21 protein-coding genes are annotated in these 22669 nt (G+C 71.8%); 14 read left to right on the plus strand and 7 right to left on the minus strand.

Going from position 1 to position 22669, the window contains the following annotated elements; translation table 11 throughout:
• From dacB to folE, 6 genes are all read left to right on the plus strand, one after another.
• Positions 1-1087, plus strand: a 1087-nt coding sequence (dacB, locus tag C1I92_RS18215; RefSeq protein WP_199521341.1) for a D-alanyl-D-alanine carboxypeptidase/D-alanyl-D-alanine endopeptidase, incomplete at its 5' end; no start/stop codon positions are given.
• Positions 1088-1122: 35 nt separating this feature from the next.
• Positions 1123-2223 (plus strand): zinc-dependent metalloprotease, encoded by a 1101-nt coding sequence (locus C1I92_RS18220; RefSeq protein ID WP_111256076.1) that lies wholly within the window; start codon positions 1123-1125, stop codon positions 2221-2223.
• A 10-nt stretch (positions 2224-2233) separates the two neighbouring features.
• Positions 2234-3286: a tRNA lysidine(34) synthetase TilS gene (gene tilS, locus C1I92_RS18225; RefSeq protein ID WP_111256077.1), complete on the plus strand. Its 1053-nt coding sequence runs from the start codon at positions 2234-2236 to the stop codon at positions 3284-3286.
• 29 nt (positions 3287-3315) lie between these two features.
• Positions 3316-3867 carry a hypoxanthine phosphoribosyltransferase gene (gene hpt / locus C1I92_RS18230; RefSeq protein WP_111256078.1) on the plus strand — a complete coding sequence of 184 codons (552 nt, stop codon included), beginning with the start codon at positions 3316-3318 and terminating at the stop codon, positions 3865-3867.
• Positions 3868-4074: 207 nt separating this feature from the next.
• Positions 4075-6096: an ATP-dependent zinc metalloprotease FtsH gene (gene ftsH, locus C1I92_RS18235; protein WP_111256079.1), complete on the plus strand. Its 2022-nt coding sequence runs from the start codon at positions 4075-4077 to the stop codon at positions 6094-6096.
• Between the two features lie 4 nt (positions 6097-6100).
• Positions 6101-6700, plus strand: a complete 600-nt coding sequence (gene folE / locus C1I92_RS18240) for a GTP cyclohydrolase I FolE (protein ID WP_111256080.1) — start codon at positions 6101-6103, stop codon at positions 6698-6700.
• A 31-nt stretch (positions 6701-6731) separates the two neighbouring features.
• Here the strand turns inward: folE and C1I92_RS18245 are convergent, their stop codons facing one another.
• The 4 genes from C1I92_RS18245 to C1I92_RS34505 form a co-directional block, all read right to left on the minus strand.
• Positions 6732-7511, minus strand: coding sequence for an LLM class F420-dependent oxidoreductase (locus C1I92_RS18245; RefSeq protein ID WP_111256081.1), 780 nt, complete (start codon positions 7509-7511; stop codon positions 6732-6734).
• A gap of 77 nt (positions 7512-7588) precedes the next feature.
• Positions 7589-8281 carry a hypothetical protein gene (locus C1I92_RS18250; RefSeq protein ID WP_111256082.1) on the minus strand — a complete coding sequence of 231 codons (693 nt, stop codon included), beginning with the start codon at positions 8279-8281 and terminating at the stop codon, positions 7589-7591.
• Positions 8278-8433 carry a ribbon-helix-helix domain-containing protein gene (locus C1I92_RS18255; protein ID WP_111256083.1) on the minus strand — a complete coding sequence of 52 codons (156 nt, stop codon included), beginning with the start codon at positions 8431-8433 and terminating at the stop codon, positions 8278-8280. The genes C1I92_RS18250 and C1I92_RS18255 overlap by 4 nt, the downstream gene beginning before the upstream one ends.
• Before the next feature lie 100 nt (positions 8434-8533).
• Complete coding sequence (locus tag C1I92_RS34505) at positions 8534-8677, minus strand: GPGG-motif small membrane protein (protein WP_199521342.1); 144 nt, start codon at positions 8675-8677, stop codon at positions 8534-8536.
• 99 nt (positions 8678-8776) lie between these two features.
• Here C1I92_RS34505 and purB point away from each other — a divergent pair, with 99 nt between their 5' ends.
• Positions 8777-10210 carry an adenylosuccinate lyase gene (purB, locus tag C1I92_RS18260; protein ID WP_199521343.1) on the plus strand — a complete coding sequence of 478 codons (1434 nt, stop codon included), beginning with the start codon at positions 8777-8779 and terminating at the stop codon, positions 10208-10210.
• A 336-nt stretch (positions 10211-10546) separates the two neighbouring features.
• Positions 10547-10720 (plus strand): hypothetical protein, encoded by a 174-nt coding sequence (locus C1I92_RS33890; RefSeq protein ID WP_158564191.1) that lies wholly within the window; start codon positions 10547-10549, stop codon positions 10718-10720.
• A 112-nt stretch (positions 10721-10832) separates the two neighbouring features.
• Here the strand turns inward: C1I92_RS33890 and C1I92_RS18265 are convergent, their stop codons facing one another.
• Positions 10833-15152, minus strand: coding sequence for a S8 family serine peptidase (locus C1I92_RS18265; protein WP_199521344.1), 4320 nt, complete (start codon positions 15150-15152; stop codon positions 10833-10835).
• A 339-nt stretch (positions 15153-15491) separates the two neighbouring features.
• On the opposite strand from C1I92_RS18265, the gene C1I92_RS18270 reads away from it, so the two are divergent.
• The 4 genes from C1I92_RS18270 (at position 15492) to purL (ending at position 19285) form a co-directional block, all read left to right on the plus strand.
• Positions 15492-16001 carry a winged helix-turn-helix domain-containing protein gene (locus C1I92_RS18270; RefSeq protein WP_146605188.1) on the plus strand — a complete coding sequence of 170 codons (510 nt, stop codon included), beginning with the start codon at positions 15492-15494 and terminating at the stop codon, positions 15999-16001.
• Between the two features lie 103 nt (positions 16002-16104).
• Positions 16105-16362 carry a phosphoribosylformylglycinamidine synthase subunit PurS gene (gene purS, locus C1I92_RS18275; protein ID WP_111256087.1) on the plus strand — a complete coding sequence of 86 codons (258 nt, stop codon included), beginning with the start codon at positions 16105-16107 and terminating at the stop codon, positions 16360-16362.
• Complete coding sequence (gene purQ, locus C1I92_RS18280; RefSeq protein WP_111256088.1) at positions 16362-17033, plus strand: phosphoribosylformylglycinamidine synthase subunit PurQ; 672 nt, start codon at positions 16362-16364, stop codon at positions 17031-17033. The genes purS and purQ overlap by 1 nt, the downstream gene beginning before the upstream one ends.
• A complete protein-coding gene (purL, locus tag C1I92_RS18285) occupies positions 17030-19285 on the plus strand; it encodes a phosphoribosylformylglycinamidine synthase subunit PurL (protein ID WP_111256089.1) in 2256 nt (751 codons plus the stop codon). The genes purQ and purL overlap by 4 nt, the downstream gene beginning before the upstream one ends.
• On the opposite strand, the gene C1I92_RS18290 is transcribed toward purL, so the two are convergent.
• Entirely contained in the window at positions 19249-20604 is a 1356-nt protein-coding gene (locus tag C1I92_RS18290) for an MFS transporter (RefSeq protein WP_111256090.1), read from the minus strand. The genes purL and C1I92_RS18290 overlap by 37 nt on opposite strands.
• A complete protein-coding gene (locus C1I92_RS18295; protein WP_111256091.1) occupies positions 20601-21194 on the minus strand; it encodes an ArsR/SmtB family transcription factor in 594 nt (197 codons plus the stop codon). The genes C1I92_RS18290 and C1I92_RS18295 overlap by 4 nt, the downstream gene beginning before the upstream one ends.
• Positions 21195-21312: 118 nt before the next feature.
• Between C1I92_RS18295 and C1I92_RS18300 the strand changes: the two genes are divergently transcribed.
• Complete coding sequence (locus tag C1I92_RS18300) at positions 21313-21498, plus strand: type II toxin-antitoxin system Phd/YefM family antitoxin (RefSeq protein WP_111256092.1); 186 nt, start codon at positions 21313-21315, stop codon at positions 21496-21498.
• Between the two features lie 9 nt (positions 21499-21507).
• A complete protein-coding gene (locus C1I92_RS18305; protein WP_111256093.1) occupies positions 21508-22668 on the plus strand; it encodes an AAA family ATPase in 1161 nt (386 codons plus the stop codon).
• Position 22669: the final 1 nt, after the last annotated feature.

Genomic DNA, 22669 nt, shown 5'->3' on the forward strand with positions numbered 1-22669 from the left:
GGTGGGCGTCAGTGTGGTGAACCTGACCACCGGCGCCGCGGCCTACGAGTCCGCCGGCGCCGATCCGCACACGCCGGCCAGCACGCTGAAGATCCTCACCGGCGCCGCTGCGCTGCACGCGCTCGGTCCCGGGCACACGTTCACCACCCGCGCCGTCAGCGGCCCCGACCCGTCGGCCGTCACGCTCGTGGGCGGCGGCGACCCGACGCTCACGGCGGGCGACGACCGCGCCGGCACCCGGCTGGCCGACCTCGCCGCGGCGACCGCGCAGGCGCTCACCGACGTCGACGTCACGACCATCACGCTCTCCTACGACGCGTCGCTGTTCACCGGCCCGGCCGTCGACCCGGACTGGAGCCCCGGCTACGTGCCGTCGGTCGTCTCGCCGACGTCCGCGCTCGCCGTCGACATCGAGGACCGGCCGGACGACCCCGCGCTGGACGCGGCCGAGGCGTTCGCCGGCCTGCTCGGCGATCACGGCATCGCCGTCGACGGCGCCCCGGCGCCGGCTCCCGCGCCCGCTGACGGCGCCGAGCTGGCCACCGTCGCGTCCGCCCCGCTCTCGACGATCGTCGAGGACATCCTGACCAGCAGCGACAACGACGGCGCCGAGGTGCTGGCCCGGCACGTGGCCCTTGCCGCCGACGTGCCCGGGACCTCTGCCGACGCCGGCCCGGCCGTCGTCGCGGCGCTCGCCGAGCTGGGCCTGGACACGACCGGTGCGACGCTGCTCGACGGCAGCGGGCTGGCCCGCGGCAGCGCGGTGCCGGCCGGCCTGATCACGTCGGCGCTGGTGCTCGCGGCCGGGCCGGACCACCCGGAGCTGCGCGCCGTCGTCACGGGGCTGCCGGTCGCGGCGTTCACCGGCACGCTCGGCGACCGGTTCGCCGACTCCGCCGCCGCGGGCCTGGTCCGGGCCAAGACCGGCACGCTCACCGGCGTCAGCGCGCTGGCCGGGGTCGTCGTGGCCGCCGACGGTGTGGGGTACGCGTTCTCCGTGCTGGCCGACGACGTCGGCAACACGCTCGAGGCGCGGGCCGCGCTGGACGACGTCGCGGCCGCGTTGGCCGGCTGCGGCTGTGCCTAGGGTGCGTCTTCGTTCGGTGACGTAGCGTGGGGGACATGACGACCGCTGACGCCGCTCCCGAGATGGTCGACTGGGACCTCGCGGTCGCCACGGCGCAACGCCTGGCCGGGCCCGGGCCCGCCGTCACCGACGCCGAGGCCCGTTCGGCCGTCGCCGAGCTGCGTTCGCTCGCGAGCGAGGCGGAGGCGCACGTCAAGGGGTTCACCGGCCTGGACGCCTCGCTGGGGTTCGCGCCGCTGATCGTGGTCGACCGGGGCAACTGGGCCCGCGCCAACGCGCAGAGCATGCGCACGATCATCGCGCCGCTGGAGCGCAAGCTGCAGAAGGGCCGCGAGCGCACCCCGTTCCAGCGGGTGGGCCCGAAGGTCACCGGGCTGCAGACCGGCGCGCTGCTGGCGTTCCTGGCCAGCAAGGTGCTCGGCCAGTTCGACCCGTTCTGGTCCGGCCGGCTGGGCGGTCCCGACGACGGCGCGCAGGGCCGGCTGCTGCTGGTCGCCCCGAACATCGTCCACGTCGAGCGCGAGCTCGGTGTCGACCCGCGCGACTTCCGGCTGTGGGTCACGCTGCACGAGGAGACGCACCGGGTGCAGTTCACCGCGGTGCCGTGGCTGCGCGACCACCTCGCCGCCGAGATCGAGGCGTTCGTCGAGGCCACCGACGTCGACCCGGGCGCGTTCCTGACCCGCGCCCGTGACGCCGTCCGCGCGCTGAGCGAGAGCGCCCGGTCCGGCGAGGGCGGCGGCTCCATCCTCGACCTCGTCCAGACCCCGGCGCAGAAGGCCGTCATCGACCGGGTGACGGCGTTCATGTCGCTGCTGGAGGGGCACGCCGACGTCGTCATGGACGGCGTCGGCCCGGGCGTGATCCCGTCGGTCGAGACGATCCGGCGCCGGTTCCAGCGCCGCCGCTACTCCTCGGTCGGCCTCGACCGGACGTTCCGCCGGCTGCTCGGCCTCGACGCCAAGATGCGCCAGTACCGCGACGGCGCCGCGTTCGTGAACGCCGTCGTCGACCGGGTCGGCATGGCCGGCTTCAACCGCGTCTGGGAATCGGCGGCCACGCTGCCGACGAAGGACGAGATCGCCGACCCGGTCGCCTGGGTGCGCCGGGTGCACGGCCTGCCGGCGCTCGGCTGACCCTCCTCCCATGGGGCACCCGCACCTCGACGTCCGGCGGGCGGTCCGCGCGGAGCTGGCCGATCTGCCGGACGGCGCGACGGTGCTGGTCGCCTGCTCCGGCGGCGCCGACTCGCTCTCCCTGGCCGCGGCGACGGCGTGGGTGGCGGCGCGGTCCGGCGGGGCGCTGCGCGCGGGCTCCGTCTGCGTCGACCACGGGCTGCAGCCGGGCTCGGCCGCGCGGGCCCGGTCGACGGCCGTTCTGCTGTGCGGGCTCGGCCTCGACCCCGTCGTCACGGTGCACGTCGACGCGGTCCGCGGGCCGGACGGGCCGGAGGGCAACGCGCGGGCGGCCCGGTACGCGGCGCTGACGGCCACGGCCGTCCGGGTGGACGCGGCGGCGGTGCTGCTCGGGCACACGCTGGACGACCAGGCCGAGACGGTGTTGCTGGGGCTGGCCCGCGGATCGGGGTCGCGGTCGTTGTCGGGCATGGCGGTCCGGACCGGCGTCTTCCGGCGGCCGCTGCTGGGGCTGCGCCGTTCCGTGGTGCGGGCCGCGCTACCGCCCGGGCTGACGCCATGGGAGGACCCGCACAACGAGGACGCCGCCTACGCGCGGGCCCGGGTCCGGCACCGGGTGCTGCCCGTGCTGGAGGCCGAGCTGGGCCCGGGCGTGGCCGAGGCGCTGGCCCGCACCGCGGACCTCGCCCGCGCCGACGCCGACGCGCTCGACGCCCAGGCCGGCGCGTTCCTCGCCGGTGGCGCATCTCACTCCGCCAAAGTTGATCATGGAGAAATGGGCCTTCCAGCCCCACGGGAACCCGGATTTCTCCATGATCAACAGGCGCGGGGTGACGCGCTGGTGGTCGCGGAGCTGGCGGCGCTGCCACGGGCCGTCCGGTGGCGGGTGCTGCGCCGGGCCGCGATCGCCGCGGGCAGTCCGCCCACCGACCTGACCGCCGCCCACGTCGCCGCCGTCGACACGCTCGTCACCGGCTGGCGGGGACAGGCCGGCATCGACCTCCCGGGCGGGCTGCGCGCCGTCCGCCGCGACGGCGAGGTGAGGTTCGCCTCCGCGCGGTGAGCCGCGACGCGATGTGAAAGGCTGCGCCTGTGGATCCAGAACACGTGTCCGGCGACCTCGAGAAGATCCTGCTCACCGAGGAGGAGATCCAGGCCAAGCTGGCCGAGCTGGCGCAGCGGATCGAGCACGACTACGAGGGCCAGGACCTGCTGCTCGTCGGGGTGCTCAAGGGCGCGATCATGGTCATGGCCGACCTGTCCCGCCACCTCTCCCGGCACGTCGAGCAGGACTGGATGGCCATCTCGTCCTACGGCTCGGGCACCCGTTCCAGCGGCGTCGTGCGCATCGTCAAGGACCTCGACACCGACATCACCGACCGGCACGTGCTGGTCGTCGAGGACATCATCGACACCGGGCTGACGCTGTCCTGGCTGGTCTCGAACCTGCGCTCGCGCGGGCCGGCGTCGGTCGAGGTGTGCACGCTGCTGCGCAAGCCGGAGGCCGCGAAGACCGCCGTCGAGGTCCGGTATGTCGGCTACGACATCCCCAACGCGTTCGTCGTCGGCTACGGCCTGGACTACGCCGAGCGGTACCGCAACCTGCGCGTCGTCGGCACCCTCGCGCCACACGTGTACAGCTGATGTGACGGACCCGTCAGGACGCGCCGGGAACACGGTGGCTCACCTGCGACGTTCTCAGCATGTACCAGACCTGCCGGAATGGTCGTGCTGGCGCCGCGCAAGGTATCGTCGGACGATCCGACACCTTCGGTGGACATGCCGGGCGTTCGCGGCGTGTGCTGAAGCCAGCCGATCATCAGGAGGTACGAGGCCACCAGGCCTCGGATCATGAACGCCAAGCGATTCACGCGACCACTCATCTGGTTGCTCGTCTTCGTGCTCGCCGCCGTCGTGCTGAGCAGTGTGCTCGACCGCGCCGGTGGTGCGGAGGAGGTCGACACCTCTCGCATCGTCTCCGAGATCGAGGCCGGCAACGTCCAGTCCGCGAAGATCACCGGTGGTGAGACCCAGGAGATCGAGCTCACGCTCAACGACTCCGACAACACCAAGATCGTCGCGCAATATGTCGAGGGCCAGGGGCTTCAGCTCCAGGAGGCCCTGCAGCAGCTGCACGACGAGGACGGCAGCGCGCTCGAGACCTACAACGTCGAGGTGCCGCAGCCGAGCATCCTGTGGGGCATTCTCGGCACCCTCCTGCCGTTCCTGATCCTCGGCGGCCTGATCTTCTTCTTCATGACCCAGATGCAGGGCGGTGGCGGCCGGGTCATGCAGTTCGGCAAGTCGCGTGCCAAGCTGGCCAGCAAGGACGCGCCGAAGACGACGTTCGCCGACGTCGCCGGCGCGAACGAGGCCATCGAGGAACTGCAGGAGATCAAGGAGTTCCTGCAGGAGCCGGGCAAGTTCCAGGCGGTCGGCGCCAAGATCCCGAAGGGCGTGCTGCTGTACGGCTCGCCCGGTACCGGCAAGACGCTGCTGGCCCGTGCGGTCGCCGGCGAGGCGGGCGTGCCGTTCTACTCCATCTCCGGTTCGGACTTCGTCGAGATGTTCGTCGGCGTCGGCGCCTCCCGGGTCCGCGACCTGTTCAAGGAGGCCAAGGAGAACGCGCCGGCCATCGTCTTCGTCGACGAGATCGACGCGGTCGGGCGGCACCGCGGCGCCGGCATGGGCGGCGGTCACGACGAGCGTGAGCAGACGCTGAACCAGCTGCTGGTCGAGATGGACGGCTTCGACGTCAAGACCAACGTCATCCTGATCGCGGCGACCAACCGGCCCGACATCCTCGACCCCGCGCTGCTGCGCCCGGGCCGCTTCGACCGGCAGATCGCCGTCGAGCCGCCCGACCTCGAGGGCCGCGAGAAGATCCTGGGCGTCCACGCCCGCGGCAAGCCGTTGACCGAGGACGCCGACCTGCGCGCGGTCGCGCGGCGGACGCCCGGCTTCACCGGCGCCGACCTCGCCAATGTGCTCAACGAGGCCGCGCTGCTCACGGCGCGCAAGAACGAGAAGATGATCTCGCCGCAGGCCCTCGACGAGGCCATCGACCGCGTCGTCGCCGGCCCGCAGAAGAGCTCGCGCCTCATGAAGGACGCCGAGAAGCGCATCACGGCCTACCACGAGGGCGGGCACGCTCTGGTGGCCGCGGCGCTGCACCACACCGACCCGGTGCACAAGGTGACGATCCTGCCCCGCGGCGGCGCCCTCGGCTACACCATGGTGCTGCCCGACGAGGACAAGTACTCCACCACGCGCAACGAGATGCTCGACCAGCTCGCCTACATGATGGGCGGCCGTGCCGCGGAAGAGATGGTCTTCCACGACCCCACCACAGGGGCGGCCAACGACATCGACAAGGCCACCACGCTGGCGCGCCGCATGGTCACCCAGTACGGCATGACCGAGCGGCTCGGCGCCATCAAGTTCGGCTCGGACCGGTCCGAGCCGTTCCTCGGCCGCGACATGGGCCACGAGCGCGACTACTCCGAGACCGTCGCCGGCATCGTCGACGAAGAGGTGCGCAAGCTCATCGAGACCGCGCACCAGGAGGCCTTCGACATCCTGGTCGAGAACCGCGAGGTGCTCGACCGCCTGGTGGTCGCGCTGCTCGAGCGCGAGACCCTGAACAAGGAAGAAGTCGCCGAGGTCTTCGCGCCGATCCGCAAGCGCGGCCGCCGGCCGGCCTGGACCGGCTCGGCCACCCGCAAGCCGTCCGACCGCGGCCCGGTGGCGTTCCCGATCAAGGTCTCGACCAACGGCCACCACGCCGAAGAGCCTGCCGCCATCACCGTCGCCCCGGACCCGACTCCGGTGCTCCCGCCGGTGCCGAAGCCCGAGGGTCCGGTCGAGGGCTGAGGCTGTGAACGCGGAACCGGTACTGCCGCGACCGCCCGGGCGGTTCGACCACGCCCGGGCGGAGGCGGCCGTCCGCGAGCTACTGGTCGCCATCGGTGAGGACCCCGAGCGCGACGGCCTGCTCGACACCCCCGCGCGGGTCGCCCGGGCCTACGCCGAGATGTTCCGCGGCCTGCACCAGGACCCCGCCGACGTCCTCACCACGACGTTCGAGCTCGGCCACGACGAGATGGTGCTGGTCAAGGACATCGAGCTGGCGTCGATGTGCGAGCACCACCTGGTGCCGTTCTACGGCTACGCCCACGTCGGCTACATCCCCGGCCCGTCCGGCCGGATCGCCGGGCTGTCCAAGCTGGCCCGGCTGGTCGACGTCTACGCCAAGCGGCCGCAGGTTCAGGAGCGGCTCACGTCCCAAGTGGCGAACTCCCTGGTCGAGCTGCTCAAGCCGGCCGGCGTCATCGTCGTCATCGAGGCCGAGCACCTCTGCATGACGATGCGCGGCGTCCGCAAGCCCGGCGCTAAGACGCTCACCAGCGCCGTCCGCGGCCAGCTCCGCGACGCCACCACCCGGGCCGAGGCGATGAGCCTCATCATCGGGCGCTAGGTGTCCCGCCTGAGCGGCGGGGGATGCCGTCTCACCCCTTGTTGTGGCGGTCGCGCCAGGTGAGCCAGTCGGTGAGGGAGCCGAGGTCGTAGAGGGGGCCGGACGTGCTCAGCGTGAGCAGGGTGATGCCCGCCTCCACCAGTTCCTCGGCGGCCGCGCCGGGGCGGCCGCTGACCGCCGTCGAGCGCTCGATCTCGGCCGGGTCGCGGCCGACGGTCGCGCACCAGTCGTCGAGCACCTTGCTCTTGTGGCGCATCAGGTCGGCGTTGCCGAAGGCGTGCCAGATGGTGCCGTGCTCGGCGACGTGGCGCAGCGTCTTCTTCTCGCCGCCACCGCCGATGAGGATCGGGATGTCGCGCGTCGGCCGCGGGTTCAGCTTCGACCAGCGGTCCTTGATCCGGGGCAGCGCCTCGCCGAGCTCGTCCAGCCGGCTGCCGGCGGTGCCGAACTCGTAGCCGTACTCGTCGTAGTCGCGCCGGAACCAGCCGCCGCCGATGCCGAGGATCAGCCGGCCATCGCTGACGTGGTCGAGGGTGCGGGCCATGTCGGCCAGCAGCTCCGGGTTGCGGTAGCCGACGCTGCTCACCAGCGCGCCGATCTCCACCCGGGAGGTCTGCTCGGCCCAGGCGCCGAGCATGGTCCAGGCCTCGAAGTGCTTGCCGTCCGGCTCACCGCGCAGCGGGAAGAAGTGATCCCAGTTGAAGACGATGTCGACGCCGGCGTCCTCCGCCTCCGCGACGGCGCGGCGGATCTCCTTGTAGTCGGCATGCTGCGGCTGGATCTGGACACCGATACGGATCGGTCGGGACATGCGTGCCTCGTTCGTGTCGGGGACTGACCACTGGCGACAACCCCGCCGCGCCGTCGCGGCATTCCAGCGGCGCCGGACTACGAGCCGGCGCGGCGGTATCCGTGCAGGTCGGACTGGACCTGGTTGACGAAGATCTGGCCGCCGTCGGGATCGGGCAGCCGGACGGTGAGCCCGTAGTTCTCGTCGATGACGGACGGGGTCAGCCCGCGGGCGGTCAGGCGGGCGGCCAGCGCGCGGACGTCGCCGTCGTACTCGAACGACAGCTGGACCGACGGCCGGTCGGCGCCGTGCGCCGCCACCAGGCCACCGCCGGGCGCGACGAAGTCGACCCAGTCGCCCCTCCGCGACGCGATCCGCACCGTCAGCCCGAGCCGGTCCAGCACACCCGCCGCGCCCGCCACGTCCGGCGTGTACCAGAGCGGCAGCGGCGACAGCGCCGGGTCGGCACCGGCCGGTGCCTCGGCGGACGGGTGCTCATCGACGTGCAGCCGCAGGCCGTCCGGACCGATGACCTCCAGCCGGCCGCCGGCGGACACCGTCGCCAGGCCGTTGCGCTCGCACTCGGCGGCGACGGCGAGCAGGTCCGGCGCCTCGAAGCCCAGCTCGGCGCCGGGTGCGTCGGCGCGGACGATGGCCACCCGGCCCCGCCCGAGCGCGAGGTCGACGCGGTCGCCGTCGGTCCCGGTGACGACGCCGCCGAGCGCCTCGACGGCCCGGACCCACACGCCGGCGTGCGGCGTGCGCCGGACCGGGCGGACGGTGAGCGTCATCGGGCATCCTCCTGCTCCGCGGCGGCGAGGTACTCCCGCAGCACCTTCTCGACGAACGCCGACAGGCTCAGCTCCTCGTCGATGCTGCGGTGCTTGGTGGCGCGGACGACGTCCGGCGGCAGGTAGACGTTGAACTGCACCTTGTCGGCCATGGCTAGGATGCTAGCGGGCAGGCGAACAGACCGACCGCCCGGATGCCGCCGAAGCGGCTCCGGACGGTCCAATGTGCGTTTCTCGCCGAGATACCGCGGCTCAGGTGAAGACGCTCACCCCGCCGGGGCCGACCAGCAGGCCGACGACGATCAGCACGATGCCCCACAACATCTGGCCGCGTACGAGCGAGACGATGCCCGCGATCACGAGGATGACGGCCAGGATCCAGAGCACGAATTCCATGGTGCCTCCTTCTCTCATTCCCGACCGGTTGGTGCCCGAATGGGCGATCTCCAAACGGGTGGTGCCGATCACCGCGCCGCCGTGCGGGAGAATGGACGTGTGCCCGACAAGCCCGTGATCCCCGACGTCCTCGCCGCTCGCTACGCCTCGCCCGAGCTGACCCGGCTGTGGTCGCAGCAGAACAAGATCGTGCTGGAGCGCCGGCTGTGGCTGGCCGTGCTGCAGGCCCAGCGCGACCTCGGCGTCGACGTCCCTGACGGCGTCGTCGAGGCGTACCGGTCCGTGCTGGAGGACGTCGACCTCGACGCCATCGCCGCGCGCGAGCGGGTGACCCGGCACGACGTCAAGGCGCGGATCGAGGAGTTCAACGCGCTGGCCGGCCACGAGCACGTCCACAAGGGCATGACCAGCCGCGACCTCACCGAGAACGTCGAGCAACTGCAGATCCGGCTGTCGCTGGAGCACGTCCGCGACCGCATCGTCGCCGTCCTCGTCCGGCTGGCCGCCCGGGCCGCCGAGCACGCCGAGACCGTCATGGCCGGGCGCAGCCACAACGTGCCCGCCCAGGCGACGACGCTGGGCAAGCGGTTCGCCTCGGCGGCCGACGAGCTGCTGGTGGCGTTCGACCGGATCGCCGAGCTGATCTCGCGGTATCCGTTGCGCGGCATCAAGGGCCCGGTCGGCACCGCACAGGACATGCTCGACCTGCTCGGTGGCGACGACGTCCGGCTGGCGGAGCTGGAGCGGCGGATCGCCGGGCACCTCGGGTTCGAGCGGGTCCTCACCAGCGTCGGCCAGGTCTACCCGCGCTCGCTCGACCACGACGTCGTGTCCGCGCTGGTCCAGGTGGCCGCCGGGCCGTCGTCGCTGGCCACCACGATCCGGCTGATGGCCGGCCAGGAGCTGGTCACCGAGGGGTTCCAGCCCGGGCAGGTCGGCTCCAGCGCGATGCCGCACAAGATGAACACCCGCTCCTGCGAACGGGTCAACGGACTGGCCGTCGTGCTCCGCGGCTATGCCTCGATGGCGGCCGAGCTGGCCGGCGCCCAGTGGAACGAGGGTGACGTGTTCTGCTCGGTCGTGCGCCGGGTCGCGCTGCCGGACGCGTTCTTCGCGCTGGACGGCCTGTTCGAGACGTTCCTCACCGTCCTCGACGAGTTCGGCGCCTACCCCGCGGTCATCGCCCGTGAGCTGGACCGCTACCTGCCCTTCCTCGCCACCACGTCGGTACTGATGGCCGCCGTCAAGGCCGGCGTCGGCCGCGAGACGGCGCACGAGGCGATCAAGGAGCACGCGGTCGCGGTGGCGCTGTCGATGCGGGAGCAGGCTGCTGCGCAGAACGACCTGTTCGAGCGGCTGGCCGGCGACTCGCGGCTGGGGCTGGACCGGGCGCACCTGGACTCGCTGGTCCGGTCGCCGCTGGAGTTCACCGGCGCCGCCCGTGCCCAGGTCGGCGCCGTCGTCGCCCGGGTCGAGGAGATCGCCGCCGCCCACCCGGTCGCGGCCGCCTACACCCCGTCGCCGATCCTCTGAGCAGCAGAAACCCCGGCGCGGAATCACAGCAGAACGCACCGGGGCTTCCGGCCGGGATCGTCGGTGTTAGCGGCACCTCCCCCGGCGAAGGAGGCTCCGGCGCGGAACCACAGCAACGAAGAACGCGCCGGAGCCTGTGGCCGGGATCGTCGGTGTTAGCAGCACCTCCCCCAGCCAGGACTAGCGTACGCCGTTGACCGCTTCATGACCATCTGTCAACCTGAGAACCTAACTACATACGGGATCCGCCCGCGTGTAGGTCATCGCAAGTCGATGGGCTACCGGGCGGGCTGTTAGCAGCGGTTTACCGGGTAGCCCCTGAAGAAGGGACGTTCGGTGAACCACAGCAACAGGCGAGGAACCGTGCTGGCGCGGCTGGAGACTGTCCGTGACCACACCAAGGTGCTCAGTGAGATCTCACGCCAGGTGGCGTCGATCTTCGCGAGCCTGGTGAGTGTGCTCCTCCTCCTGGGTGTTCCCCTGATGGAGCTCGTGTCGCTGCTGAGGTAGCGGGCGAATCTGCAGGGAGCGGACGGGGCTGGTGAGAACCGGCCCCGTCGTGCGTCGCGGACGTGCCGTCGGGGGCGGCGCCGCGGCACCGCCCCCGGACGACGAGAACCTCCTACAGGTCGGGCCGGTCGGTCACGCGCAGTGCGTTGACGATCGGCAGCTGGTAGCCGAAGCGGTCGTGGAACTGGATGTTCAACGGGCCGCCCGGGTGCTCGACGGTGAACGTGTGCTGGTCCGCCCACAGGCCGCGGACCTCGGCGGCGACGTCGTGGTTGACCAGCACGTACGACTCGTTGACGCTGACGTCGAAGACGCGGCGTCCGGGCAGCATGTTGGCCTGGAATTCGGCGAACCCGAGCTCCACCTCGTACGTCCCGGCGGGCACGTTGTCGAACCGGTAGCCGAAGATGCCCGAGCGCCGGTCCTGGTAGAGCCGATCGTCGTCGGTGCCGCCGATCTGCCGGTTCGTCGACGAGACCTCGACCCGCTGGCCGGTCCAGCCCCACGACCCGGCGGTGTGCTTCTTGTCCGCCTGCCAGACATCCTGCGAGCCGTCGGTGTAGGCGGCGCCGCCCGCGTTGACACCCACCTGGTAGGCGGGCACCAGCAGCGAGACGGGGAGCTGGTGGTTCGGCACCCGCCCGGCGTCCGTGGCGATCGTCAGCGTCGCCTCGTGCAGCGCCGGCTCCAGGCCGGTGCTGTCCGCCGTGACCGTGACGGTCACCGACTCGCCCGGCGCGAGCGTCCCCGAGGACGGGTCCTCGGAGAGCCACGGCACGTCGCTGGCGTTCGGCACGCCCGAGTCGATGAGGTACGCCGTGTTGGTGAGCTGGCTGACGGCCCACAACTGGCCGGTGGTGTCCATCTCCAGGCCGGCGCCCGGCCCCTCGCCCTGCTCCGGGAACTCGATCGTCGAGATCGTGGCGCAGTCCGACGGGTCGATCTGGTAGATGAACGTGGTCAGCGAGCTGTTGACCATCCACAGCACGTCGGCCGTCGGGTTGTAGGCCAGGCCCGCGATCGACGCGTCCTCCGTCGAGCACTGGGCGAGGGTCGCGCCCGGGTCGTCGTGGGACTGGCCCGCGACGGTGTAGACGATGCCCTCGTTCCAGCCGCCGATGTAGAAGACGTCGTCGGCGGGGTTGTAGGCGAGGCCGCGCTGCGAGATCCCGTTCCACGGAGAGCCCGAGATGACGTACTGCTCGGTGCCGTCGGCGGTGTCGAAGCAGTGGATCGCGTTGTCGCCGCCGACGTTGACCTGGCACATCGCGCCGGTGCTGGAGTCCAGTGCCATGTCGCCGTTCCAGACGCCGCCCCAGTTGCCCGGGAACACCTCGCCCGGCTCGCCGGTCGTGGAGAACTGGTGGTTGGTGATGGAGTCCGGGTCGGACACCCAGACGTCGCCGTCGAAGCCGACGCCCCAGGCCACGGAGACGCCCTCGGTGTCCCACTGGGCGATGACGTCGCCGGGCGCGTTCGGCGCCATGTCCCGCGACGCGAGGTCGGCCAGCTGTTCCGCCGAGTACGTGCCGAGCGCGGTCCGGGCGTTCTCGTCGACCTTCGAGCTGCCCAGCAGCGCCGGCGTCGGCGCCGTCTGCCGGCCGGAGCCGCGGTCGACCTCGGTCGCCTCCCAGGTCAGGTCCGCCGAGCCGGCGTTGGTGATGGTCACCTCGCCGGAGCGGGTCTGGCCCTCGGTGATCGTCCAGGACAGGTCGTCGGACTCGACCACGGCGATGCCGGTGCGCAGCGCGAAGTCGATCGTGTTGACCTCACCGTCCTCGTTGATGATCACGTCGTCGGCGCCGGCCTCGTAGCCGGTGCTGCTCGCCTGCACCGCGTAGGCGCCGAAGAACAACTGCATCCGGTAGGCGCCGTTCTCGTCCGTGCTGGTCTGGCGGACGACGGTGCCGTCGGCCGCGACGGCGGCCACCGTCGCGCCCGCGACCGGGAGGCCGTCGTTGGCGTCGGTGACGGTGCCCTCGACGTAGCCGTTCGGCGGCAGCCCGAACGTGATCGCCGTGTCGTCGGACAGCGCGGCCTGGTTGAACGAGTACTGCAGGGCGTCGGTGCCGGCGGCGTTCTCGATGCCGACGGTGGCGCTGTTGCCGAGCTCCCGCGCCTGGGCCGGGTCGAGGTTCCGGTAGGCGAACGTGACGGTGCCGTCCTCGTAGAGCGTGACGCTGAAGTCCATCCGCTGGTCCGGCACGTCGTAGAACGCGACGTTGCGGTACTCGATGACGAACCCGCCGTCGACGGCGCCGGTGTAGACGCCGCCGTCGGCGTTGATCTCCAGGTCGTCCCAGAACGGGGCCAGCGTCGCGTTCGGCGCGGCCGCGTTGGGCAGCGCGGCGTTCGTGTAGTTGGTGACGGGCGCGAGGAGGTTCACGTGCCCGTTGGACGAGAGGTGCGCGGTGTCGTAGCTCTCGCCGTAGAACGGGAAGTCGAACGGCAGCGCGACCGACGCCGTCGACTCGTCGCCGGTCAGGGCCACCGGGGTGGTGCCCTCGACGTACTCCGAGGGGCCGGTGGTGCAGAAGTAGCCGTAGCCGTCGCTCCGCTTCGTCAGCGCGAAGTCCAGCGTCGACGGCCCGCCGACGGTCAGCGCCTGGGTGAGCGGCGCGTCGCAGCGGCCGCCGTCGGCGGTCAGCTCGTAGGAGCCGGCCGGGACCGCGGCGAACGAGTAGCGGCCGTCGGCGCCGGTGACGGCCGGCTCGACGGGTGCGCCCTCGATGGTGACGGTGGCACCCTCGACCGGCGTGCCGCCCGAGGTGACGGTGCCGCTGACGGGGTGGCTGTCGGCCGGCTCGAGCGCGACGTCGTGTGTCGTCGTGCCGTCGGCGGTGACGGTGGCCGTGCCGGTCGCGGTCAGGTAGCCGAACGCGGAGACCGTGACGTCGTAGTCGCCGGCGGTGAGCACCAGCGAGTAGCCGCCGTCGGCGCCGGTCGTGGTCGAGCGCGCGATCGGCCCGGCGACGGCGACGGTGGCGCCCTCGACCGGTGCGCCGGCCGCGGTGACGGCGCCGGTCAGCGTGCCGGTCTGGCCCGTCGGCGCGGCCTCGAGCAGCGCGAGCGCGTCGAGTCGGCCCTCGCCCCAGACGTTGTTGTCGTCGGCCGTGCCGCCGCACTGCAGGTCCTCGACGTCGATCGCGGAGTCGTCGAGCAGCGCGCGGGTGCCCTCGATGTCGCCGACCAGCGTCGGTGCGGCCGACCACAGCAGTGCGATGGCGCCCGCGGCGTGCGGCGCGGCCATCGACGTGCCGGAGAGCGAGCCGTAGCCGCCGCCGTTGACCGACGAGCGGACGTTCACGCCGGGCGCGGCGATGTTCGGCTTGATCTCGCCGTCCTGGCCGGGACCGCGGCTGGAGAAGTCGGCGATGGCGTTGTTCACGTCGTACGCGCCGACGGAGTAGTTGACGATCCGGCTGCCCGGCGACCCGCTGGTCTCGCAGGCGTCGCCGTTGTTGCCGTTGGACCAGACGCCGAAGATGCCGGCGTTCGCCCACTCGACGAGGATGTCCTCCATGAACGGGTCGTTCGACGGGACGATCGTGCCCCACGAGTTGTTGACGATGTGCGGGCGCATCGACACGTCGGGGTTCTCCCCGTTGAGGTCGGTGGGCGCGAGCATCCACTCGCCGGACGCGATGAGGTCGGCGTCGGAGCAGGAGTTGCAGCCGTTGGCGGCGATCCACGTCGCGCCGGGCGCGACGCCGATCTGGTTGGCGCCGTCGCTGCCGACCATGGTGCCCATCGTGTGGGTGCCGTGGGAGTTGCCGGCGCCGTCGAACGGTGCGTCGCTGGAGCCCGTGGCGTCGAACCAGTTGTAGTCGTGGTCGAACCCGGTCCCGGTGTTGCCGCGGTACTGGCCGACCAGCGCCGGGTGGTCGTAGTCGACGCCGCTGTCGATGTTGGCGACGACGATGCCCTCGCCCCGGGTGCCGAACTGCGACCAGACGTCGTCGGCGTTGATGTTCGCCACACCCCACTCCAGCGCGTTCGTGCTCATGCCGCCGGACGGCTTGGCGTCGACCGGCTCGGGCAGCTCGTAGGTGCGCGGCGCCCTGATCTGCTCGACGCCGTCGAGCGCGGCGAGCTGCTCGGCCAGGGCGCGGCTGCCGTCCTGGACGAGGATCGCGTTGGTGATCCAGTGCGCCTCGTAGCCGACGCCGCGCTCGTCGAGGAGCTTGCGGGCGGTGGCCTGTGACTGGTCGGCGGCGGCCTTGAGCTGGTCGACCACGAACTGACCACGTTCGGTCCAGTCGTCGATGCCGGTCGCGGACGTCGTGCGGGCGGACGAGCCGAAGCGGACCCAGAAGTCGGCGCTGTCCTTGACCGCGTCGGGGTCGAAGACGCCCGGCTCGATCTTCGACGCCGGCTGGACGGGACGGCCGAACCCGGCCTGCGCGGGCGTGGCGGCGAGAACCGCCGACACCAGGGCGAAGACCGAGAGTACTGCGGCGAGATATCGCCGTCCTCGACGGTGGGCAGATGGCATGGGGGACCTCCTGTGCGGGCGCGGCACGGCGCAGAGGGGTGATGGGCGCCGTGCCCCACATGTCCGGAATGCGGTGCCGCCATCCTCGCTACGTCCGGCTACCGGCGACAAGGTCGGTGGAAGGGCAAGATCCGGGCCGTTGACGGGCGCTGTCAGGAGAATTGACTGCGGGATGGTCTGGATTTAACCGGAAATGTTCCGTAGGACATACCAAACCGTCGCGAAACCTGTCATGCTGCCAAGCAATCGGTGGGGCGATGTGCAGGGAGTTGATGCGTGGTGTCCGCAGCGCCATACATTGAATCGATCACTCCGTATGTCATCTGTGTCGGGACCACGCTGGAGGACTCGACCGCGATCGCTCGGGCGATCGATCGGCGCGCGATCGTGATGATCGCCCCGGACACCAAGGCCGCGCGCCGGCTGCTGGTGGCCGAGGACGGCGTGCCCGACAGCCCGGCCGGCGTGGAGGACCTGGAGACGCGCGTCATCGAGCGCGGCTGCCTGCGCGTCGATCTGGTGTCGCGGCAGGTCACCTGGGGCGACGTCGACATCGCGCTGAGCGCCCGGGAGTTCGACCTGCTGGCGACGCTGGCCGGCGAGGCCGGTCGGGTCTGGTCGTTCGAGGAGCTGACGTCGCGGATCTGGAAGACCCGCTACCGCGGTGACGCCGATCCGGTCGTCTCCGCGGTGAAACGGCTGCGCCGCCGGCTGGCGTCCGTGGTCGACGAACTGCGCGTCGTGTCGGTGCGGGGTATCGGCTTCCGGCTGGTCGTGCCGGACTGAGGCGGCGGGTCCGGCCCGCGCAGGGTGTGGGCCGAACCCGCGGCCTCACGCGTTGACTGGGTATCCTGGGGCACGTTCCCGGTTCATCTGCCGCGCGAGGAGCGTGCCCGTGGCCCGCGTCGTTGTCGACGTCATGCTCAAACCCGAGATTCTCGACCCGCAGGGCAAGGCCGTGCAGGGCGCCTTCAGCCGGCTCGGCTTCGACGGTGTCGCCTCCGTCCGCCAGGGCAAGCGCTTCGAGATCGAGCTCGACGGCGAGGCGACGCCCGAGGCCGTCGCCGAGATCGAACGGGCCGCCGCGACGCTGCTGGCCAACCCGGTCATCGAGGACTTCACCGTGCACGTGGAGGCCGGCGTCTGATGCGCGTCGGCGTCGTCACGTTCCCCGGTTCCCTCGACGACCGCGACGCCGCCCGGGCGGTCCGCGTCGCCGGCGGCGAGGCGGTCGCGCTCTGGCACGGCGACGCCGACCTGCGCGGCGTCGACGCTGTGGTGCTGCCGGGCGGCTTCTCCTACGGCGACTACCTGCGCTGCGGCGCCATCGCCCGGTTCGCCCCGGTCATGGAGCGGGTGGTCGACGCCGCCCGCGGCGGGCTGCCGGTGCTCGGCATCTGCAACGGCTTCCAGATCCTCTGCGAGTCGCACCTGCTGCCGGGCGCGCTGATCCGCAACGACCACCGCAAGTTCGTCTGCCGCGACCAGCCGCTGCGGGTCGAGTCGGCGGCGACGGCGTGGACGTCGGGCTACGCGGCCGGCCAGGAGATCGTCATCCCGCTGAAGAACGGCGAGGGTGGCTACGTCGCCGACCAGCGCACGCTGGACGAGCTCGAGGGCGAGGGCCGGGTCGTCGTCCGCTATCTCGGCGACAACCCGAACGGCTCCTACCGCGACATCGCCGGCGTCGCCAACGCCCGCGGCAACGTCGTGGGCCTGATGCCGCACCCCGAGCACGCCGTCGAGGCGCTCACCGGGCCCGGCACCGACGGGCTCGGCTTCTTCACCTCCGTGCTGGAAGGACTGGTCCGCGCGTGACCATCGACACCGTCGAGCTGGCCGCGAAGACGCCCGACCAGCCGCAGCCCTGGGACGAGCTCGGCCTCAAGGAGGACGAGTACCAGCGCATCCGCGACATCCTCGGCCGCCGGCCTACCAACGCCGAGCTGGCCATGTACAGCGTCATGTGGTCCGAGCACTGCTCGTACAAGTCGTCCAAGGTGCACCTGCGCCAGTTCGGCGAGAAGGCGCCCGAGAGCGACGCGCTGCTGGTCGGCATCGGCCAGAACGCCGGCGTCGTCGACATCGGCCACGGCTACGCGGTCACGTTCAAGATCGAGTCGCACAACCACCCGTCCTACGTCGAGCCGTACCAGGGCGCGGCGACGGGGGTCGGCGGCATCGTCCGCGACATCCTCGCGATGGGTGCGCGGCCGGTCGCCGTCATGGACTCGCTGCGGTTCGGCCCGCTGGACGCCGACGACACGCACCGGGTGCTGCCGGGCGTGGTGGCCGGCGTCGGCGGCTACGGCAACTGCCTGGGCCTGCCCAACATCGGCGGCGAGGTGGTCTTCGACCCGTCCTACGCGGCGAATCCGCTGGTCAACGCGCTCTGCGTCGGCGTCATGAAGCACGAGGACATCCACCTGGCCAACGCCACCGGCGTCGGCAACAAGGTCGTGCTGTTCGGCGCCCGTACCGGCGGCGACGGCATCGGCGGCGCTTCGATCCTGGCCTCGGAGTCCTTCGATGACACGAAGCCGTCGAAGCGGCCGGCGGTCCAGGTCGGCGACCCGTTCATGGAGAAGGTCCTGATCGAGTGTTGCCTCGAGCTGTTCGAGGCGAAGGTCGTCGAGGCGATCCAGGACCTCGGCGCGGCCGGCATCTCCTGCGCGACGTCGGAGCTGGCCAGCAACGGCGACGGCGGCATGCACGTCCAGCTGGAGAAGGTGCTGCTGCGCGACCCCAGCCTGACGCCCGGCGAGATCATGATGTCGGAGTCGCAGGAACGCATGATGGGCATCGTCACGCCCGAGAACCTCGACGCGTTCCTCGCCATCACCGCGAAGTGGGACGTCGAGACCGCCGTCATCGGCGAGGTCACCGGCACCGGCCGGCTGATCATCGACTGGCATGGCGAGACCATCGCCGACGTCGACCCGCGCACGGTCGCGCACGACGGCCCGGTCTACGAGCGGCCGTTCGCGCGGCCGTCCTGGCAGGACTCGCTGCAGGCGGACGGCCCGGAGTCCCTGCCCCGCCCGTCGAGCGGTGACGAGCTGCGCGGCACCCTGCTGCGGCTGCTCGCGTCGCCGAACCTCACCTCCAAGGCGTGGATCACCGACCAGTACGACCGCTACGTGCTGGGCAACACCGTCCTGGCCCAGCCGGAGGATGCCGGCGTACTCCGCATCGACGAGTCCACCGGCCTGGGCGTCGCGATCGCCACCGACGGCAACGGCCGCTACGCCAAGCTCGACCCGTACACCGGCGCGCAGCTGTCGCTGGCCGAGGCGTACCGCAACGTCGCCACCACCGGCGCCCGGCCGCTCGCCGTCACCGACGGGCTCAACTTCGGCTCGCCCGAGGACCCGGCCGTCATGTGGCAGTTCGCCGAGGCGATCCGCGGCCTGGCCGACGGCTGCCAGGCGCTCGGCACGCCGGTCACCGGCGGCAACGTGTCGCTGTACAACCAGACCGGCGACGCCGCGATCTTGCCGACGGCGATCGTGGGTCTGCTGGGTGTGCTCGACGACGTGGGGCGCCGGACGCCGCAGGGCTTCCGCGAGTCCGGCCAGGTGATCTACCTGCTCGGCGAGACCCGCGACGAGTTCGGCGGCTCGGAGTGGGCGTGGGCCGAGCACGGGCACCTCGGCGGGCGTCCGCCGTCGGTGGACCTGGCCGCCGAGCGCGAGCTGGCCGAGATCCTCGTCAACGCCTCACGCGACGGGCTGATCGACGCCGCGCACGACCTCTCCGACGGCGGGCTGGCGATCGCGCTGGCCGAGTCGGTGCTGCGGTACGGTGTCGGAGCGCGGGTGTGGGTGCCCGACGGCCTGGACCCGTTCGTGTTCCTGTTCTCCGAGTCGCAGGCCCGGGCGATCGTCGCGGTGCCGCGCTCGGAGGAGGTGCGCTTCACCGACATGTGCTCCGCGCGCCGTTTCTCGCACCAGCGCATCGGCGTCGTCGACGACGGCGGCGTGCTCGACTTGCAGGGACAGTTCAGCGTGCCGGTCGACGAGCTGCGGACGGCTCACGGTTCGACGCTGCCGTCGGCGTTCGAGGCCTGAGCCTTCGCCGCCTCGATGCGGGCGTTGGTCAGCCGCGGCAGCGCGTACAGCACCATCAGCACGTGCGCGGCCGCGGCGACGAGGAACGGCAGCCGCAGCGCCCACTCGCGACTCAGCCAGACGTCGCCGGTGCTCACCAGCACGCCGCCGAGCAGCGTCCCCACCGAGATGGCGCCCCAGCCGAAGAACCGGTAGACGGAGTTGACCCGGCCGAGCAGATGGTCGGGGATGATGCTCTGCCGCATCGACACCGTGATGACGTTCCACAGCACGATGAAGAAGCCCTCGACGACGAGCACCGCGTAGACGACGTACGGCGACGAGACCAGGCCGATCGCGCCGATGGTGGCGCCCAGCACGATCAGCGACACGAACAGCGACGTGCCGGGCCCGATGCGCGCGCTGACCCGGTGCGCGACCAGCGAGCCGAGCACCGCGCCGATCGCCGTCCCGGACAGCAGGATGCCGAACTCGGTCGCGTTGAGGTCCAGGATCTCCTGCGCCAGCAGCACGTAGATCGCCATGGCGGCGGCGTTCAGCCCGTTCGCGGCGCCGAGCAGGAAGGCCAGCGAGCGCAGCAGGTGGTGGTTCCACAGCCAGCGCACGCCCTCGCCGATCTCGGTCCGCCAGTTGATCCGGCCGCTGGTGACCTTGCCCTTGGGTGCGAACTGCCCGGCCAGCATGAACACCAGCGCGGCCGCGATGGCGAACGTGCCTGCGTTGACGAAGAACGGCAGCGCGAATGCCAGCCCCAGCAGCAGTCCGGCCAGCGGAGGCCCGACGAAGTTGTTGACGACGACCTCGGCGCCCCACATGCGCCCGTTCGCCTTCTCCAGCCGCTCCTTCGCGACGATGGACGGCAGCAGCGTCTGGGCGGTGTTGTCGCGCAGCACCTCGGCCATGCCCAGGAGGAACGCCATCAGGTACAGCAGAGCCAGCAGGACGGCGCCGTTCTCGGGCACGTCGGCGGTGCCGCCGGCGATCTGGTCCGGCGTCGGCAGGTCGGACTGCCAGGCCAGCACGGCGAACGCGAACGCGCCCATGACGGCGAACCGGGCCACGTCCATCGACGCGACCAGCTTGCGGCGGTCGAGGCGGTCGGAGATGACGCCGGCCGGCAGCGAGAACAGCAGCCACGGCAGCCGCGTGGCCAACGTGACCAGGGCGATCTGCATCGGGTCGCGGGTGATGGCGGTGGCCAGCCAGGGGATCGCGACCGCCGACAGCCCGTCGCCGAAGTTCGAGACGACCGACGCGCTCCACAGCTTCCAGTAGTTGCGGCCCAGCCCGGCCTTCGCGGGCGCCGCCGTCGTCGTCACGATGCACCGTCCTTCGGCTCCGGCAGGTGCCCGCGCTGGGTCGGGAAGACGCCGACCAGGAGCCCGTAGGTCACCTCGCCGCCGCGCGGCTGCCGGACGAACTCGTCCAGCAGCTCGATCAGCCGCTGCCGCCACTCCGCCGCCCGCTCGGCCGGGATGCGGGCGTAGCGCGCGTTGGTGATCATGGGCAGGTCGAGCAACTCGGCCGGGAGCTGCTGGATCTCGGTGACGGTCTCCGTGAGCACCCCCTTGGGCTCCAGCCCGATGCCGTCGAACGAGGCGCGGTCCCAGTCGTGGTACAGGAACACGCGGGCGGTGCGGCCGTAGTACCGGGCCTCGATCGCGCGCACCTGCTTGGTCCGCACGACGTGTACCAGGCCCGCGTACTCCAGCACCTTGAGGTGGTGGCCGACGGTGCCCTTCGGCTTGTCCAGCGCGACCGCCAGCTCCGTCGTCGTGGCGGCCCGCTCCAGCAGCAGGTGGACGATCCTCATCCGGGTCGCGTCGAACAACGCCCGGTACTGCGCCGGATCGGTGAGCTCGAGCTCGTCGGGGAGCTCGTAGTCGGGAACGGCGGACTGGTCTGCCATTCCCGTATGGTCGGCCGATCCCGACCATTCTGTCAAGCCGCATGCTGACTGCTCGACGCACTACGACTGAGTGGCGTCGCGTGACCCACGTGTCTAGTGTGGTCGCTGAGGTGATGGCATGACGCCGGGACGCACCTGGAGCGTCGCCGAGGCGAAGACGCGGCTCAGCGACCTGCTGGCTGCCGTCGAGCGAGACGGCCCGCAGACGATCAGCCGCCGCGGCCGTGCGGTCGCCGTCGTCGTCTCCGTTGACGAGTGGGAGCGGCACGAGTCGGGCGAAGACTTCGCGGACAGGTCGGAGTAGGGCCGGACCGTGCTGCGGACGATCGCCATCGCGAACTACCGGTCGCTGCGCGACATCGTCCTGCCGCTGACCGGCCTCGACGTCGTCATCGGGGCCAACGGCACCGGGAAGTCGAGCTTGTACCGGGCGCTGCGGCTGCTGGCCGACTGCGCCAGGGGTGACGTCATCGCGTCGCTGGCCAGGGAGGGCGGCATGCCGTCGGTGACCTGGGCCGGCCCGCAGAAGATCAGCCGGGAGATGCGGTCAGGGGAGCGGCCGGTCCAGGGCACCCGCCGGACCGGGCCGGTCGACGTCCGGATGGGGTTCGCCGGCGACGACTTCGGCTACCTGATCGACCTGGGGCTGCCGCAACCCGGTGGCGGACCGACGTACTTCGGACTGGACCCGGAGATCAAGCGCGAGGCGATCTGGAGCGGGCCGGTGCTGCGTCCGGGCGCCTGGCTGGCCGACCGCCGCAACGAGATGGTGCGGGTGCGGGCCGGCGGCGAGTGGGAGCACCTGGCCCAGGGCCTGCGCACGTTCGAGAGCATGCTCAGCGAGGTCGCCGACCCGGTCCGGGCGCCGGAGCTGCTGACCGTCCGCGAGCAGGTGCGCAGCTGGCGCTTCTACGACCACTTCCGCACCGACGCCGACGCGCCGGCGCGGCAGACCCGGGTCGGCACCCGCACGCCGGTGCTGGCCGACGACGGCGCCGACCTGGCCGCCGCGCTGCAGACGATCCGCGAGGTCGGCGCGGTCGAGGCGCTGGACGCCGCCGTGGACCGCGCGTTCCCCGGCTCGCGGCTGGAGATCGTCCAGCTCGGCGACCGCCTGGACCTCGCGTTCCGCCAGCACGGCCTGCTCCGCCCGCTGGCCGGCGCGGAGCTGTCCGACGGCACCCTGCGCTTCCTGCTCTGGGCCGCCGCCCTGCTGGCGCCGCGCCCGCCTGCGCTGATGGTGCTGGACGAGCCCGAGGCGAGCCTGCACCCGCAGCTGCTGCCGGCGCTGGCCGAGCTGATCGCCGAGGCGCGCGAGCACACCCAGGTCATCGTCATCACCCACTCGACGCCGCTGGTCGAGCACCTGGGCGCCGCCGCGACGCGGGTCGAGCTGGTCAAGGACACCGGCGAGACGTTCATCGACGGGCAGGGCCGGTTCGACCGGCCGGCCTGGAACTGGGGATCGCGCTGAC

Source organism: Jiangella anatolica (assembly GCF_003236295.1).
GTDB classification, from domain to species: domain Bacteria; phylum Actinomycetota; class Actinomycetes; order Jiangellales; family Jiangellaceae; genus Jiangella; species Jiangella anatolica.